The organism is Alteromonas sp. ABD4_190 (genome assembly GCF_056160105.1).
In genome coordinates this window covers 1339420-1356693 of sequence record NZ_JBSWWN010000001.1, presented here as the reverse complement: position 1 = coordinate 1356693, position 17274 = coordinate 1339420, and the positions used below count along the sequence as shown (strand labels likewise).

The 17274-nt window shown below is 43.5% G+C and carries 11 protein-coding genes; 5 read left to right on the top strand and 6 right to left on the bottom strand.

The genetic code is table 11. The features are described 5' to 3' along the window. Positions 1 to 16 precede the first annotated feature (16 nt). The 5 genes from ACXAFM_RS05950 to ACXAFM_RS05930 all read right to left on the bottom strand — a co-directional run bounded on the left by ACXAFM_RS05950 (position 17) and on the right by ACXAFM_RS05930 (position 7853). The gene (locus tag ACXAFM_RS05950) at positions 17 to 1114 is read right to left on the bottom strand and encodes a response regulator (protein WP_474827781.1); all 1098 of its coding nucleotides are present in this window, start codon (positions 1112 to 1114) and stop codon (positions 17 to 19) included. Continuing rightward, positions 1107 to 4406 carry an ATP-binding protein gene (locus ACXAFM_RS05945; protein WP_474827779.1) on the bottom strand — a complete coding sequence of 1100 codons (3300 nt, stop codon included), beginning with the start codon at positions 4404 to 4406 and terminating at the stop codon, positions 1107 to 1109. The genes ACXAFM_RS05950 and ACXAFM_RS05945 overlap by 8 nt, the downstream gene beginning before the upstream one ends. Further along, complete coding sequence (locus tag ACXAFM_RS05940) at positions 4403 to 5548, bottom strand: FIST signal transduction protein (protein ID WP_474827777.1); 1146 nt, start codon at positions 5546 to 5548, stop codon at positions 4403 to 4405. Before ACXAFM_RS05940 ends, ACXAFM_RS05945 begins: the two co-directional genes overlap by 4 nt. Before the next feature lie 149 nt (positions 5549 to 5697). Then, entirely contained in the window at positions 5698 to 7266 is a 1569-nt protein-coding gene (locus tag ACXAFM_RS05935; protein ID WP_474827775.1) for an AMP-binding protein, read from the bottom strand. A 116-nt stretch (positions 7267 to 7382) separates the two neighbouring features. Then, on the bottom strand, positions 7383 to 7853 hold the full coding sequence (locus ACXAFM_RS05930) for a hypothetical protein (RefSeq protein WP_474827773.1): 471 nt from the start codon (positions 7851 to 7853) through the stop codon (positions 7383 to 7385). 151 nt (positions 7854 to 8004) lie between these two features. Here ACXAFM_RS05930 and ACXAFM_RS05925 point away from each other — a divergent pair, with 151 nt between their 5' ends. From ACXAFM_RS05925 to ACXAFM_RS05915, 3 genes are all read left to right on the top strand, one after another. After that, positions 8005 to 9240 (top strand): PQQ-dependent sugar dehydrogenase, encoded by a 1236-nt coding sequence (locus ACXAFM_RS05925; RefSeq protein WP_474827771.1) that lies wholly within the window; start codon positions 8005 to 8007, stop codon positions 9238 to 9240. 392 nt (positions 9241 to 9632) lie between these two features. Then, on the top strand, positions 9633 to 12443 hold the full coding sequence (locus ACXAFM_RS05920; RefSeq protein WP_474827769.1) for a bifunctional aconitate hydratase 2/2-methylisocitrate dehydratase: 2811 nt from the start codon (positions 9633 to 9635) through the stop codon (positions 12441 to 12443). A 235-nt stretch (positions 12444 to 12678) separates the two neighbouring features. Beyond that, the gene (locus tag ACXAFM_RS05915; RefSeq protein ID WP_474827767.1) at positions 12679 to 12945 is read left to right on the top strand and encodes a DNA ligase; all 267 of its coding nucleotides are present in this window, start codon (positions 12679 to 12681) and stop codon (positions 12943 to 12945) included. A 60-nt stretch (positions 12946 to 13005) separates the two neighbouring features. Here ACXAFM_RS05915 and ACXAFM_RS05910 read toward each other — a convergent pair whose 3' ends face one another. Further along, complete coding sequence (locus tag ACXAFM_RS05910) at positions 13006 to 14010, bottom strand: 5'-methylthioadenosine/S-adenosylhomocysteine nucleosidase family protein (RefSeq protein WP_474827765.1); 1005 nt, start codon at positions 14008 to 14010, stop codon at positions 13006 to 13008. 236 nt (positions 14011 to 14246) lie between these two features. Between ACXAFM_RS05910 and ACXAFM_RS05905 the strand changes: the two genes are divergently transcribed. Further along, positions 14247 to 15959 carry an ATP-binding protein gene (locus ACXAFM_RS05905; RefSeq protein WP_474827763.1) on the top strand — a complete coding sequence of 571 codons (1713 nt, stop codon included), beginning with the start codon at positions 14247 to 14249 and terminating at the stop codon, positions 15957 to 15959. Positions 15960 to 16090: 131 nt separating this feature from the next. Further along, positions 16091 to 17272, top strand: coding sequence for an alpha/beta hydrolase (locus ACXAFM_RS05900; protein WP_474827761.1), 1182 nt, complete (start codon positions 16091 to 16093; stop codon positions 17270 to 17272). Positions 17273 to 17274 lie beyond the last annotated feature (2 nt).

Below are 17274 nucleotides of genomic sequence, written 5' to 3'. Positions count from 1 at the left end.
ATAGTGTTTGTAGTGACTATAAGTCTATACGTGATTGGCGAACCAAATTAGCCACTGATGCCATTTGTCCTTCTGCTTCTAGCTGATTCCAATGGCTTTTAGTTTCTAATATTTCCTTCTTGATTGAAATAAAGCACTCCACCAGTTTGGGATCGAAGTGTTTACCTGCTCCTTCTCGAAGGTGTTCAAATGCTTCATCGTCAGACCATGCTTTTTTATAAGGGCGTTTCATCGTTAGCGCATCGAAAACATCAGCAATGGCAACAATACGAGCACTTTCGGGGATATCTTCTCCAGCCAAACCCTCGGGATAACCTGTACCGTTCCACTTTTCGTGATGACATAAGGCAATTTCTGCAGCAAGAGCAAAGAGCGGGGTGTCGCATTGAGAAAGGATTTTATGACCGATTTGTGCGTGAGTGCGCATCACTTCCATTTCGCTATTTATTAATCGGCGAGGCGCTTTTAAAATAGCGTCAGGAATACCTATCTTACCTGTGTCGTGCATAGGCGCCGCTTGCGCTAACAAGCATGCATCTTCATAGGACCAGCCCCACGCAATCGCTAAGCATTTACTGTAAGCGGCCATGCGCCAAATGTGATGCCCAGTATCTGTATCATTATAATGGCCCGCTGTCGCTAACATAGTAATGGCACTTTGCTGGCTTTTGCTAAGCTCTTCAGTCCGCTTTGTCACTAAGTTTTCCGTGATACGCATTTGATGAGCAAGGCTTATATGGGTCTTCACGCGTGCAAGTGTAATACTTGGTGACACTGGTTTAGTTATATAGTCGACAGCGCCGAGTTTAAACCCCTTTTCCTCGCTTTCTCCTTGGGTCAATGCGGTAACGAAAATAATTGGGATTTGACCCAGTAGTCTATCTGTCTTTAGCTGCTTGCAAACTTCAAAGCCATCCATTTCTGGCATCATAATATCTAACAATATTAGGTCTGGCGTAAACTGCTGCACTATTTTCAGAGCAACAGCGCCAGATGGCGCGACCTTAACATCGTAATAGGGACTAAGTATGCCAAGCAGTATGTCAATATTGGCTGGCTCGTCATCGACAACAAGTACGCTGAATCTATTATTTGTCGGTCTCGGTTTATTCATTACAAATATTGTCTTTCAATTGGTTAATTAACGTTAAAGCACCGTCAAAATCATAAACGGCTGCAAGCTGCTTTATTCTATTTATTTCATGAGAGTGGCGTGACTCTGCCTGTTGTGCTGCAAAGCTTGATATATACTCAAGGGCTTTGGCATCGTAGGTTTCTAGAGCATTCTGTATAGCGTCCAAACTCGATAGGATGGAGGTTTCATCTACATTGTCATTTAATTGTGTATCGGCAATTAATGTGGCTTTGTTTACCGTGTGCGCAATGAGGCGAAGCGTTGCATCAAGCTCAAAAGACAGTGTAGCGACATGTTTTGCTTTGATTGCGTCTGGTCTTTCATCTCCGCTAATAAGTAGGTGGAGGCATTGAGCAAGAGTGGTGGCACCAATAAGTTGTGCATCGTCATATAATTGTTTCAATAGCAAGTTGTCGACAGACGGTGTGTGGAATATGTTAAGTAAATCTGACATTACGCTTTGCTGACTGTATTTATTGTAAAAAGTCATCAAAGAAGAAATAAAAGGGCTTGGCTCGTCAGGAGGGGTCACCTCAATGTAACCTGCGTGTATGTTCGTATCTATTGTATGGATTATCTCATCAGCTTTGGCCGGTTTCACTAGGTGAAAACACATACCTGATGCCAGCGCCCTTTCTGAAGCTTCCGGCGTTTCATCGGCACTTAATGCAATTATAGGAATTGTCCAGCCGTATTGCTGAGAAAGCCTTTCTGCTATCTCGTATCCCGAAATATCCGGAAGGTGACAATCGAGTAAAAGTGCGTCAAAACTTGAGGTTTCGCAAAGCGCTAAGGCTTCATGCCCTGTGGTGGCAGTAACCACTGTCATTCCTAAGTCGCTAAGTATTTGCTGACTGATTTCTACACTTATGGGGTCGTCATCAACCACTAATACTTGTTTGGAAGCTAACCGGATACTTCGCCACTTTTTGCTTTCTAGACCATCTATTAACTGCTTCTTGGTAGAAGTTTGCAGCGGCGAAAGGGCAGAAATAATGTCGCTATCAACAAACGGAAGCTCAACAATATTGATGTGTGAAGGTAATGTATTTCCCAATTTTTTCTTTACTTCCTGGCTGCTTAATGAGCTTAACAGTACACGCATGTTGATATTGTTGTATTTGCCGGCTTCTAGGTTATTAGAGAATCGGCTCCAGCTATCTCCATCTTCGGCTAAAAATACAATGCTTAAAGGCATAGTGTCTGGAAGCTTGTCGCTGCTTTCATCCACTACCTGACAATGAATGCCGAGTCTCTCTAATGTGTTGCCGAGTACTTCACACGCTGAACTTACGCTTTCATGTGTCTTAATGCATATGATGTTTTTAGGTAATGAGACAGGTAATAGTGGATTGGGTACGTCTTTATCGCTACGGCAAACAGGTAAAGTAAATGAAAAGCTGCTTCCTTCATTTACTTTACTTTCTAGGCGCAGATCTCCTCCCATTAGTTCTACTAATCGCTTACAGATAGTTAGGCCTAAACCCGTGCCACCGAATTTTCTTGAAATTGAAGCGTCAGCCTGAACAAAAGCATTAAATAGCTTAGACTTTCCTTCATCGCTTATCCCCATTCCTGTGTCCGATACCCTAAACATCAGCATGGCGTCTTTCGGCTCCACAATAAGTGTTACGCACCCTCTGTCAGTAAACTTAATAGCATTACTAAGGAGGTTCAGCAGTACCTGATAGATTTTTTCGCTATCTCCATGACAGGGAATACTCGTGCTACAGCGAATGTCGAAAAGAAGCTGAAGTTGCTTTTGTTGAGCTTTAACTTGAAATACTTGTGCTAACTTCTCGATGATTCTTGTTAACGTGAAAGGCTCATCAACAATGTCGATTTTATTCGCTTCTACTTTTGAGAAGTCCAAAATACTGTCGATAAGTTCAAGCAATGCGTTAGCACTGTTTTGCACTTTTTCTAAATACTGTTGCTGCTGGTCGCTATCATTTGACTCGAGTGCTAAGTGGGTTAACCCAATAATGGCATTCATTGGCGTTCTGATTTCATGGCTCATCGTCGCGAGAAAATCACTCTTTGCCTTGTTTGCGCCTTGCGCTTCGTTATAGGCTTTCTGCAGTTTGTGCTCGATGGCTTTTTGGCTACTAATGTCGTTAAAAACGCCCACATGTCCATCTGGCTTACCTTCTTTATCGAGTAGCGGAACGGCAACGATAGAAATAGGGAATAAACGCCCCCGTTTATCGGTAAAAAAATCTTCATAAGAGGTATAGGGCTTACCGCTTTTGATCGTTAGATTAACGGGGCACTGTTCTCTTGGAAGTAAGGTACCATCGCCGTTTTGGTAGTGAACGGTGTCGTGAAAACGTCTATCTTTCAATTCGTCTAACGTCCAGCCTAATAGGCGTGACGCAGCGGGATTGAGAAATTGTGTTTTACCTTCACCGTTAACCGCGTAAACACCTTCACCTATACTATTGGTAATGCTCTGATGGAAAGCTCTATCCTTTTTTAATTTTCTAGAAAGACGTTTTTGTTCCGAGATATCAGTACAAATGACGACGAGACGGTTTACTCGTTGGTTGTACTCGACAATAGGTACGACGGTTGCAAACACTGTCCAAGGCTTATTATTTTTAGTAAAGCTATTTAGTTCCCCCTGCCAAATTTCACCTTTAATCAGGGTTGCTAATATTTTGACTTGTTCAGCGGTCGAAATATTGTGAACGCGAAAAATAGACGTGTTTTGCCCTATCAACTCATCACGAGAATAACCAGAAAGCTGACAGCATTTATCATTTGCAGATAACAAGGTCCCCTGGAGATCGATGGTCGCGACTATACCGTGTTTATCCATTGCTCTGCGCTGTAACAGTAGCTCATTATTAGCGTTTTGCTGCTCCCGTATGAGCTCATACATGAGCGAAGAAAGATCTGATAAGTTAGTAAATTGCTCATCTATAAGAGGCTTATTACGCTCTTCTAGAAGTTGGTTAACTGCTAATCGTAAGGTTTCGATAACGGCCTTTTGTTCGTTAAACTCTTCACGAACCTTTCTATTTACAGCCATAAGTTCTTCAGAGCTGATATGTAAGCTTCTATCTCTAAGTTTGATATCTCTCTCGTTAAATGTGTACGACTCATCAATTCGAGGAATAAGGGCAGCAAGACCACGCTTGAGGGATTGTAGACTGGGGCTTGTGCTATTGTCGCTCTCGTCGCTGAGGCTGTTCAGCCAAGCTTTTAGCGATACGTTGTCGTTAAGCTGAAAAGCTCGGCGCAACTGACGCTCTAATAGTGAATTCAAGGTTTTTCCCTCATTAACATGAGAGTTAAGGTTTGGTTATGCAGTTCACATTGCGTTTCATTGCATGATGGACTTATTTCTCCGTAAGAATAGAACCCAGCAATAGTCGTATTATTGTTTAGTTGCCGCGCTACCTCTTCAATTTCTTCCTCAACGCGGTCACCCATGACTAACTTTCTGCCCACACAACTCGTCACTAGGGCTAGACAATGTGAATCATCATCAATATTTTTTTGGGAGATAGGCGCGATCGCTTCTATGGCGCCGCTAATAAGGTCTTCGGTGGATGCATTCATCAGGCGCAAGTACTGATTTTCATTGACCTCACCAGCCAATACTAAGCTTTTGCGCTGCTCATCGACTCCTAGAATTGTTCTGATAATACCTGTTGGCTCGCCCTCTTCATTCAGCACTTCAAAAGGGAATAGGAGCCCACTCGCCGGCAAATCATCTGCGTATTCGCCTAAGTAAGCTTTGTATATTTCCAGTGCCGGCTTGTCATCAAGTTCGAATAGGAGGTTTGCTTCTGCCGACGCCACTCTCCGAGCGGGTCCGAATGACCGCCATCCCCCGCGCGCGCCATATTCGAAAGAAAGAGAATCTCCATAAAAAGCAACAGCGACAACGCTGCGGCTATCAATTCCATCGGGGTGCAATATGTATGTCTGTTCAAACGCACCGTTATCGCCTGCAAGGCCGCCGCTTATTCCTACGTGTTGTGGTAACTGTGTCATCATACCTTCAAGCAAGGCTGAACCATTTATTTCAACACCCGGAGCCAACAAATAAACGCTTTTCAATCCTTGCTGGTCAATCATATTTGCAAGGGACTGACCTGCATCAAACGAAGACAGCATATCGCGCAAGGTTGTTTGATGGATTTTTACCGATGATGCAGATTCAAAATGCACCACAACAATAGAAATACCATCAGTAGTTACCCTATTCGCTGAAATTTCACCTGCAGTGCTACAGCCAACACTGTTTTTACACACATCATTTAAGATGTGTTGAAGCTGGGGAGAAGTAAGTAATGGGGCCGAGGCATAGGCAATAAGCAGGGAAGGGGCGAACGCTTTTAATGCGTCTTTTTGCGATATCAGCTCATCTACACTATTAAAAAAAAACGTCTTTGAAAGCATGATGGACAAAGTTAAATGGCGGCATTCCTAATTTATAGTAGGAAGCACGCCTATTTACAATGTCGGTACCTTATCCTTTGGTAGCAATAAACTGATTTATAAAGAAAAACGGCTGGCGAGTAAAACCGGCCGGCCGTTGCTTTGGTTGTTTAGGCACTACGAAGCTCTCTGCGAAGAATTTTACCCACTGTAGATTTAGGGAGCTCCTCTAGTATCGTTATCGATTTTGGCACTTTGTAGTTGGTCAATTGCGTTTTACAGTGTTCGACTAGATCTTCTGTCGATACATCCCCTGAAAGCGTAATATAAGCACATACTCGCTCTCCTGTCTTATCATCGGGCTTGCCAACAACGGCGGCTTCCATCACGCTGGGGTGCGACGTTAGCACATCTTCTATTTCGTTTGGATAAACGTTAAAGCCTGAAACAATAATCATGTCTTTTAAGCGGTCTACAATCTTAATTGCGCCAGATTCTGTGCGAATACCGATATCACCGGTTTTGAAGAAGCCGTCTTCGGTCATTACCTTTGCGGTTTCATCATCCCGATTCCAATAGCCCATCATAACTTGCGGTCCGCGCACCGCTATTTGCCCAGACTCCCCCTCTGCCACAGGTTTGTCGTAGCTATCGAGCAGGGCTACCTCAGTGTCCTCTAGCTCATGGCCGACTGTGCCTATTTCTTCTTTTCCTGGAATGTTGAATGAAACCACGGGCGCGGTTTCAGACAAGCCATAGCCCTCGGTAATAGTATTCCCTGTTACGTCTCGCCAAATTGATACTGCAGCTTGGGTGAGCGCAGTACCGCCAGACATAGTGAGATGAAGATTAGAAAAATCGAGCTTTGCAAACTCTGGATGTCGACCAAGACCAACAAAAAGCGTATTTATACCCATAAAGGCGGATATTTTATGAGGTTTAAGTGTTTGAATGAAACCGTCGATGTCTCTTGGATTCGGGATAAGAATAATGTGCGTGCCTTTCGCAAATAGCGCCATCATACCGACCGTAAACGCATAAATATGATAAAGCGGCAACGGGCACACCAACACTTCTTCGCCGTCTTTAAAACCTTCACCTATGCGATCAAGCATCTGAATACAGTTAGCCAATACGTTTTTATTGCTGAGCGCAGCCCCTTTAGAAACTCCAGTAGTGCCGCCGGTGTATTGCAGCATGGCGAGTTCGTCTAATTTTATTGAAGGGCGAGAGAATGAGGGCAGTGCACTTCCCATTTCAATTGCTTTGCTAAAAGAAACCGTCCCGTCAAGAGATGGCGCTGTACTAGGGTCTAGTAATTCTGTTGCTGATGTCGTAATGACAGTCTCGATACCAGTATCATCTTTAATGTTGGTAAACTTAGGAAGTAAGTCACTTAAGATTACTAAGGCTTTTGCACCGCTATCGGTAAACTGATGCGTCATTTCACGCTCGGTGTAAAGCGGGTTAGTATTTACTACGACAAGCCCTGCGCGTAGTGCGGCATAAACGACAATAGGGTTTTGGATAAGGTTAGGAAGCTGAATGGCCACTTTTGTACCAGGAGTCAGTTTTGCTTCGTGTACAAAATAGCGCGCTAATGCAGACGACTTACTGTCGATATCGGCAAAGGTGAGAGTTTGCCCTAGGGCCGTATATGCAGGTTTATCAGCGAACTTCTCTAAAACACTTTCGATATAGTCGGCTAGGCATGTCACATTATCAGGGTAAGTTATCATATTGCTTATTCCTAGTAAGGCAAAGGGTATAGGGTATACTCCTTACATTAGCAAACTTAACTTTTTATTTACATCAGAGTTGGCTTATTTAATAGTATAAGTCCTACTTATTAACGTTAGCTGGAACTATCACTAAAGTAGCTGTAAAAGTATCCTGCACAGAAGCCAGCGAAACACTGTGCTATAAGTCCTAGCGTCGAGCGAGCGCCTGCAATAAGGGTGACATTTAAAATAGGCTGCATGGCTAGCAGCATAAATAGGAAAGAAAGGCCGCCTGCAGCAGCAAAAAGAATGAATCGTGTAGCGCTGCTCGTGTCTTTTACTTCGTGAAGGCTTAGGCGTTTGACGATCAAGTGCGTTATTAGAAAAGCCAGCAGTAAAGTTACGGCGATAATAGCACCGTAAGTGGGTAAAAGGCCTAAGGCGTCTTGGCGTATCATGAAAAGCCAATCACTAACATTTAACTCGACGCCAATTTGCACCAGACCCACTAAAACAGAAATTGAATGAAATACACTTGCAAGTAGGAAACCGACTGTCCAAGATGGGACAAAATGAAAAATTGCGCGGCGAGTTAGGTTTCTCATGTATTGCATTCCAAGATTCGTCTGTTATTACCATGTATTAACTATCGACAAAGCGCAACAAGAACACTAAATGTAGCTATATTGCGACTAATAGCTACGCACATCTTTGTAGCTTAAATTAGATTAGCAACGGTAAGCGAGGACAATTACAATGAAGTCAGTGCGAACTATAAAAAGATTTTTGATTTTCGCGCTAGCTAGTGGTGCGTTTTCGCAAGCTCTGGCGGCAAGTCTCGTTTCTGACGCTGCTGTCGACCCCACACATAACACCCAAAAGCATGCAGTTACAAGCGATGTCCCGGCTTCTTTAAAAAGTTTTGCTAATAACGTAGTAACAGAGAACTTATTAACCTCGCTAGCCTTTCCGAAGGCTATGACAACTCTTGTAGACCAAGAGAAAGCAACTACGCATACATTGGTAGTAACAAGAGATGGTGAACTCGTTATTCTTGATGACAGCGGAGACATATCTAGATTTTCTTTAGCACTTGATGACTTGTATACGAAAGGCCAGGGAGGCGTGCTAGACATTCTTATCCCTTCCCAGTTCCCCGCCAATTCCACTGTATTGCTTAGTTATTCCAAGGGTAGTGATGATGCTAACCGTCTTGCTGTAGTAAAAGGTGAGCTTTCTCTCACTTCTGGCATTAGTAATATTGAACCCGTAATTGAAGTAGCGCAAACAAAAGATACGCCTGTGCACTACGGCGGGAAGCTTCTTCAGCTTAGAACTAGTGATGCAAGCCAAGAACAGGGCTTCCTAGTCACTACCGGTGACGGATTTGATTACCGAGAGCAAGCACAGGTTGTTAGCTCACAGTTAGGTAAAGTGCTAGGGTTTACACTATCAGGTGAACCGTTAACGAATCCTTCTTTCTCTAAAAGCCCTTACGTATACACTTTGGGACATCGCAACCCTCAAGGGTTAGTGCAGGGGCCTAAAGGGCAAATATTTCTGCATGAACACGGACCTGATGGCGGCGACGAAGTGAACCTGCTTCAAAAAGGCGCGAACTACGGTTGGCCAGTCGTTACGTTAGGGAAAGACTATTCAGGTGCAAGAATTTCACCTTTTTCAACTTACCCAGATATGACAGACCCCATTGTGGACTGGACACCGTCCATCGCGCCGTCATCTATGGTTTACTACTCTCATGATCAGTATCCAATGTTGACCAATACATTACTAGTTACCAGTTTGAAAGCGAAAGCCTTGTATGCGGTCAATAAAACTTCGAATAAGTATGTTTCTACAAAGATTTTTGACGCATTAAAAGTAAGGTTAAGAGACATCGCGGTCGATGGTGAAGGCAACCTTCTTCTTTTGACCGATGGGGAAAGTGCCAAGGTGATAAAAGTCTCACCCAGACAGAATAAAGCACAATAAAAGATCAATAAACTGAAATTTTTTTTCAAATTTGATGGTAATTTGAACTGGTCTCACCATAAACAGAATGAATCTTTGTCATAAGTACAACACTATTATTTATCTTTATTGGTCAAACCATTCTTATTAAAAATGATTTTGTACTTCAATCTTTGTTTTTATAAGTGACTGAAATTAAAAGTTAAAGATTGTTTTCGACAAAAAGTCATTTTTTGCATCTATGCTCGTTGATGTTGATTTAACTTTGGTTTGAGCAGTTGCATAACCAACTGATTACTTTCAGTCATTACGTAACTGCTAAAAATCAGTTAAAATATCCCTCATTTTTATATGCGTATAGCTAAGACCGACTTAACACTACGCCCAAGTAAAACTAAGACCGAGAGAACTATATGAGTTTGTATTCAGAATATCTGGCAGAGATCGAAACCCGTAAAACGGAATTAGGTCTTAACCCTAAGCCAATTGACAGTGCAGAGCTGCTGTCTGAAATTATTGCTCAAATTAAAGATACAACAAACGAGCACCGCGAAGACTCTCTAAAATTCTTTATCTATAACACCTTGCCAGGAACTACGCCTGCTGCAGGTGTTAAAGCACAATTCTTAAAAGAAATTGTACTTGGCGAAGAAAAAGTAGAAGAAATCACGCCAGAGTTTGCACTTGAGCTACTTTCACACATGAAAGGTGGTCCGTCTGTAGAAGCACTTCTAGATCTTGCTCTTTCTGATGATGAAGCCGTTGCCAAGCCTGCAGCTGAAGTGTTGAAAACTCAGGTTTATCTATACGAAGCCGATACTGAGCGTCTTGAAACGGCATTTAAAGCAGGTAACGCGATTGCTAAAGACGTGCTAGAAAGCTACGCAAAAGCTGAATTCTTTACCAAGCTTCCTGACGTTCCAGAGAAAATCGAAGTAGTGACCTATATCGCTGCTGAAGGTGATATTTCAACTGACCTTCTTTCTCCAGGTAACCAAGCGCACTCTCGTGCAGACCGTGAACTTCACGGCCAGTGCATGATTTCTCCTGAAGCGCAGCAAGAAATTGTTGAGCTAGGTAAAAAGCACCCTAACGCAAAAGTTATGCTTATTGCTGAAAAAGGCACAATGGGTGTAGGTTCTTCACGTATGTCTGGTGTGAACAACGTAGCACTTTGGGCTGGTGAGCCTACAAGCCCTTACATTCCTTTTGTAAACAAAGCGCCAATTGTTGCTGGTACTAACGGTATCGCACCTATCTTCCTTACTACTGTAGACGTAACTGGTGGTATTGGTCTTGACCTTAAAAACTGGGTTAAGAAAACAGACGAAAATGGCGAAGTGGTTCGCGATGCAAATGGCGACCCAGTGCTTGAAGAAGCTTACTCTGTTGCAACTGGTACGGTACTGACTATTGATACCAAAGCGAAGAAGCTTTTCAACGGTTCAGAAGAACTGGCTGACGTATCTGCCTCATTTACTCCTCAGAAAATGGAGTTCATGAAAGCGGGTGGTTCTTACGCTGTAGTATTCGGTAAGCAGCTACAATCTTTTGCTGCACGTACACTAGGTGTTGAAGCTCCAGCAGTTTATGCGCAATCGAAAGAAGTTTCACACGAAGGCCAAGGCCTTACTGCTGTAGAAAAAATCTTTAACCGCAATGCGGTAGGCGTAAATTCAGATGCGCCGCTTCACGCGGGCTCTGACGTTCGCGTTAAAGTAAACATTGTGGGTTCTCAGGACACTACTGGCCCAATGACCTGCCAAGAACTAGAGTCTATGGCGGCATCAACTATTTCACCTACTGTTGACGGTGCATACCAGTCTGGTTGTCACACGGCGTCAGTATGGGATAAGAAAGCACAGGCTAACATTCCTAAGCTAATGTCATTCATGAACAACTTTGGCGTAATCACAGCACGTGATCCTAAAGGTGTTTACCACTCAATGACTGACGTTATTCACAAAGTGCTTAACGACATCACAGTAGACGACCGCGCCATCATCATTGGTGGTGACTCGCACACTCGTATGTCAAAAGGTGTAGCATTCGGTGCCGACTCAGGTACGGTTGCATTAGCACTTGCAACGGGTGAAGCGGCAATGCCAATTCCAGAGTCTGTGAAAGTGACCTTTAAAGGTAGCATGAAAGAGCACATGGACTTCCGTGATGTGGTTCACGCTACTCAAGCTCAAATGCTTAAGCAATTCGCTGGCGAGAACGTGTTCCAAGGTCGTGTAATTGAAGTACAAATCGGTACTCTACTTGCTGACCAAGCGTTTACGTTCACAGACTGGTCTGCAGAAATGAAGGCGAAAGCATCAATCTGTATCTCAAATGACGAGACAATGATTGCGTCACTTGAGCTTGCTAAGAGCCGTATCCAAATCATGATCGACAAGGGTATGGATAACGAAGCTAACATGCTTCAAGGTCTAATTGACCTTGCTGACAAGCGTATTGCTGAAATCAAGTCTGGCGAAGTACCAGCGCTTGCACCAGATGATAACGCTAAATATTACGCAGAAGTGGTTATCGACCTAGATCAAATCGATGAGCCAATGATTGCTGACCCAGACGTAAATAACGAAGACGTATCTAAGCGTTATACTCACGACGTTATCCGTCCAGTTTCTTATTACGATGGTAAGCCAGTAGACCTAGGTTTCGTAGGTTCTTGTATGGTGCACAAAGGCGACATGCAAATTATCGCACAAATGCTGCGTAACCTAGAGAAGCTTAACGGCTCTGTAGAGTTTAAAGCGCCACTTGTTGTTGCGCCACCTACATACAACATCGTTGACGAGCTAAAAGCAGAAGGCGACTGGGAAGTACTTGCGAAATACGCAGGCTTCGAGTTCGACGATGCTAAGCCTAAAGAAGCTGCGCGTACTAAATACGACAATATTCTTTACCTAGAGCGTCCTGGATGTAACCTATGTATGGGTAACCAAGAAAAAGCTGAGCCAGGCGATACAGTTATCGCGACATCTACACGTCTTTTCCAAGGTCGTGTTGTAGCTGACTCTGCTGAGAAGAAAGGTGAATCACTACTAGGCTCTACGCCGCTAGTAGTACTTTCAACCGTACTTGGTCGTTTCCCAACGACAGAAGAGTACAAGCAAGCAGTTGCAGGCATTGACCTAACTAAGTTTGCTCCACCTTCTGAAGACTTGGCAGTTAAGCCTAAGTTCGAAGCAGATGTAGCCGTTAAGCGCGTATAAGCACTTACCGCTAAACAAGACATTAAAAAGCCCCAACCAAGGTTGGGGCTTTTTTATACATGAAATTATGGGGTCAGAGTACTTTAACGGAGCAGCAGCTCAAAGAATTGGAGTCAGAGTACATTTTTCTGAAAAGTACTCTGACCCAAATCCTTTATTGAATAATACGTAACCAAACACTACCCTCATTCAATACGGCGAGATGTGTTCATTGTGTACTAAGGAAAGGTAAGCTATGAAAAATGTTAAGATATTAATTGTCCTGCTCACGACATGCTTTGCTTTCGTGGGCTGCAGTACGACAAGCATGGTACACACTGACAAATGCATTGAACAGATTGATGAGATCGATACAAATAGTGCAGAAGTGGCTAATGCACGTTTACAGCATTGTCTCGATGAATCCTATCAAGCAAGGCGAGCAGAACGTTCAGTGCCTGGTGCATTGTTTGGCGACCTAATGGTAGCAATATTGCAGCGAGCGTTCTCCAACAGAAACTGAATTTTTAAATAATGGGGTCAGAGTACATTAGTTAAAAAGTACTCTGACCCCATTTATTATCTATTGTGGGTCGGTTGCTACAAGTTCGTCAAGTATACCAAGTAGCAGCTTGGTGCCGGTGCCAGAGGCTATTGCGTCAAATACATTCTCTACATTTTTACCGTGCTGACCGCCCGCTAAGTCGCTAATTGAACGGATAATTAACCAATCCACATCGTTCACAAAACTTACCTGTGCTACGGTTGCCGACTCCATTTCTGCAACATCAGCTGTGTAGACGTCACGCAGCCACTCGCGGTATTTAGCGTTGTCTACGAATACTGAACCTGTTACTCCATTTCCACCTATATCAACCAGTATTTCCTTACCAGATGGCATAGTGATAGGCGGGATCTTTTTGAGCGCGCGTTTTGCCATGTCTAACAATGTTTTATCGGCAGTAAAATAGGGCATTCTTTTGCGGGTATCCCATCCTTCTTTAACTACAGCCACTTCAGTAGGATGAATAAAGCCTAAGTTTTTATAGTTTGGCGAGTGCTTATCTGTCTCCCGTCGCACTTTGTAGTATTCGAGTTGTTTAGCGTAATAGTCCGGAAGCTCATAGGTGCTAGCATCATTCTTTTTCGGGTTGATATAGACGGATTCATCGTGAAAGTACCAACGTTCAGGTACTGCGATATCACCCGGTGTGTATTTGGGGTTTATGGCCCCAGCAATACCCATCATAACCAGCTTATCAATAGGGAAATAATCCAACGCCATCTGTACGGTCATTGCTGCGTTGGTAATACTGACACCCGTACTAAATACAACAATGGGCTCACCTTTGTAGGTGCCTAGCTGGTACTTAACCCCTTTAATATAAACCGTTTGCGTAATTTGAGCGTCGTCCATAGTCGCAAACGCGGTGTCAATGGCTTCAATTTCTGGCTCGTAAGCAGCAACCACGGCTGTCCATTTGTTTGTAACATTGGAAAAATCTTTTGGACCGTACTGGCTAGTATCGTCATTTGCTAAAGACGATAGCGATATACACACGAATAAAATAAAACTACTTAAGCGCATAGTGACCTTATTTAACCCATTTATGCACCAAACAGGTGCGGACAATGAAAAAAGAACGAGTCTAAAAGCCTTGGAGTGCTATAGGCAAGGCTCAAGACAACAATATTAAATATGTTGGCAAGGTTCGGGCCAATAATAGGGTCAGAGTCGCGACTCTGACCCTATTATTGTTATGCAAAATCGCTGTTTAGTACTTATACTGTGTTATCAATTGTTTACTGATCTTTAGAGCGCTAATGTCGCAGCAGTACACCACAGAACCCGAATCTTTTGGCGAAGTTACAGCGACCTTGCGAAGCGCAGGGTTCAAAATTTTGCTGGTTTTTTCTCTACTGATACTCGTGGTTATTGCTATTAAACAACCCGATAACCTTTATGTGGCGTCGTTTTTTGGTCTTTCGTGGTGTGTCATATCTGCAGTAGGTCTCACCTTTCCTAAAAAACAGGAACTATTAGCAAAGTTATGGGCCTTACTCACGATTCCAGTGGCCCCTTACTTGGTCATAAGCAATGGACTTATGCCCGCAGCCCTTGCACCTATTGCCACTATATTTCCTATTTTGTTGCTTTCTAATAGCTGGAGAGGGGGGGCCATGGTGGTGCTCGCAAGCTGCACCTTTCTGGTCCCTTTCTACGATAAACCCTACGATGAAGGTCTTTGGTTAAGGTTATGTCTAACAAACGTGATTGTTTCCCTAATCATCTATGTTTTAGCGAGCCAATTGGAGAAAGCTTTACTAGAAAGTAAAAAGAAAACCCTCGAGTTAAACCGAGCGCTCGAGAACGAAAAGCAAGCGTCGGCTGCACAATCACGATTTCTTGCTACCATGTCACACGAGATTCGCACGCCATTAAACGGTATTTTGGGATTAACCGATGTAGTGCTATCTCATGAGGTATCGGAAAGTGCACGGCCTAATCTGGAGAAGATTCAGCGTTCAGGGTTATCGCTTAACCGTATTTTGAACGACATATTAGATCTCTCTAAACTGAACGCAGGTAAGCTCGCGCTGGAGAACATTCCTTTTAATCTAAAAAGTACTGCGAAAGATTGTGTGGCGTTTTATGCGCAATTGGCGCAGAACAAAGGAATTTCATTACGAATAAATGTAGACAAGGCATTGAATACCAATGTGGTGGGTGATGCTACTCGCCTCTCACAAGTGTTAAACAATTTAGTGAGTAACGCGATCAAGTTTACACATAAGGGCAGTGTAACCCTCGGGCTATCGAAAGGTGAAGCTTCGAAGACCCACCAATTTATAAGATTTTCGGTAAAAGACACGGGAGAGGGGATTGACGTTGATGAACAAGAGCGCGTATTCGACGCATTTACCCAAGCGAACAGCAGCATAAATCGGGTACACGGAGGTACTGGACTTGGATTACAGATAGTAAAAAGTTTAGTTGAAGCAATGGGCGGCACCGTGTATCTAAAAAGCGCTGTTGGCCAGGGGAGTGAGTTCTACTTCGAATTACCGTTTGAGATTACAGATAGAGTAATTGGCACTAAAGAACAGAACAGCAAACCGTCGTTTTCAAACCTTACTGTTTTGGTTGCAGAAGATAATGACATTAACCAGGTTGTCGCAAAATCCTTGTTAGAAGACACAGGATTAAAAGTCGTGATAGCAGATAACGGCAAAGAGGCAGTGGAAGTCGCACAAAAGCAGCATGTCGACCTGATTTTAATGGACCTACACATGCCTGAAATGAACGGCTCTGAAGCCGCTCTAGCGTTGCGACAAGCAAACATTACTATTCCTATTATAGCGTTCACTGCCGCGGTAGTTGCCGAAGAAATAGATAAAGCACTAGCATACGGGATGAATGGATATCTCACAAAACCCGTCAATAAAGCGGAACTACACGCTGTGCTAACTAAATATTTGGGCGGAGAAATGTCTACAGAAAGTTCCTGTATTGCTAAAGGAGAATATACAGAGTAATGTGGCTATGAAAGTGTCATAAATCCGAATAAACCCCTGTTACTCAATAGATAAAAATAAAAGTTCGCTTGGCCCAGTCAAGTAAATAGCATTACTACGAAAAGCAAAGCGTCTTATAAAAGGATTTAAGTTTGAAGTCACAAATACATATTATAATTGCCCTGCTATTTCTTGCTTTCACGAGCCTTCCTGCTAACAGCGAAACAGGCAGCGACAGCCAGCGTTACGAACGGAAGGTAGAGAAACTCCAATCTAAAGTGCTAAACGAGCAACGAGAAGTGGTTGTTCAGCTTCCAAAAGGTTATGCCGAAAACCCCGACAAGAAATACCCCGTTATTTATCGTCTAGATGGTGCGGGAAATCTTACTATGATGAATGCAGTGCTAGAATCGCTGCAATCTCAGAATGCTGCACCGGAAGTCATTATAGTCGCCATTGAAAATACCGACCGACTTCGCGATTTATATCCCACGGCAAATGAAGATCCAAACGGACCTGTAGGCTATGGCGGTGGCGGTGCAAACTTTCTTTCCTTTATCACCACTGAGCTTATGCCGATGGTAGAGAAGAAATATCGCGTGCATGACTTTCGAGTGATAGAGGGTGCATCAGCCGGAGGTGTATTCGCGTTGTACGCACTTACCCAGAAACCTGAGCTTTTTAACGCCGCGCTGTCTTACAGTGCTGCGGTGTGGTGGAACTATGGCGCATCTGCAAAAAGTACGGTTGAATTTTTAAAATCAGCCAATCACTTAGACCACTTCATTTACACGTCTATCGGCAATGAACGCGCGCCCATGCGCCCATACTACAACGATATGATTTCTGGAATGCGGGCAAATCAACCTGCCGGATTAAGATGGGAGAACGAAGCCTACGAGGGGGTTACCCACAATCTGATCTCAGCTGCGTCAACTTTCAGCGCTTACCATCATTTGTTCTTATCAGCTTATTTAAGGCCGCAGCAGTTCAGTGGAGATATTAAGAGTATTCAAGACTATTACGCCCGTGTTTCAAAGCAGCGAGGCGAGAAACTCGACGCGCCGGAATGGGTTATTCGCGAGTTAGGTTATCACTATGTGGGTAAACAAAATTACAACAAAGCCATCGCCTTGTTTAAATATGATATTGCTGAGTATCCTAAAACGCCAGACGCTTATAATGGCTTAGCCTATGGTTACGAGCAGATGGGCGAGTACAAAAAAGCGCTGGAAAGCGTGAATCAGGCTTTAGCACTTTCTACGCCTGAGCACGATGGCCATCAGGTTTATATGAATAGGCAAAAACGCTTACAGTCTTTATTAAAGGAATAAGT

Excerpts from the sequence above, each read along its gene's own strand:
- ACXAFM_RS05925 (WP_474827771.1), top strand. The coding sequence starts at position 8,005 with ATGAAGTCAGTGCGAACTATAAAAAGATTTTTGATTTTCGCGCTAGCT.
- ACXAFM_RS05950 (WP_474827781.1), bottom strand. The coding sequence starts at position 1,114 with ATGAATAAACCGAGACCGACAAATAATAGATTCAGCGTACTTGTTGTC.
- ACXAFM_RS05935 (WP_474827775.1), bottom strand. The coding sequence starts at position 7,266 with ATGATAACTTACCCTGATAATGTGACATGCCTAGCCGACTATATCGAA.
- ACXAFM_RS05920 (WP_474827769.1), top strand. The coding sequence starts at position 9,633 with ATGAGTTTGTATTCAGAATATCTGGCAGAGATCGAAACCCGTAAAACG.
- ACXAFM_RS05910 (WP_474827765.1), bottom strand. The coding sequence starts at position 14,010 with ATGCGCTTAAGTAGTTTTATTTTATTCGTGTGTATATCGCTATCGTCT.
- ACXAFM_RS05915 (WP_474827767.1), top strand. The coding sequence starts at position 12,679 with ATGAAAAATGTTAAGATATTAATTGTCCTGCTCACGACATGCTTTGCT.
- ACXAFM_RS05940 (WP_474827777.1), bottom strand. The coding sequence starts at position 5,548 with ATGCTTTCAAAGACGTTTTTTTTTAATAGTGTAGATGAGCTGATATCG.
- ACXAFM_RS05905 (WP_474827763.1), top strand. The coding sequence starts at position 14,247 with ATGTCGCAGCAGTACACCACAGAACCCGAATCTTTTGGCGAAGTTACA.
- ACXAFM_RS05930 (WP_474827773.1), bottom strand. The coding sequence starts at position 7,853 with ATGAGAAACCTAACTCGCCGCGCAATTTTTCATTTTGTCCCATCTTGG.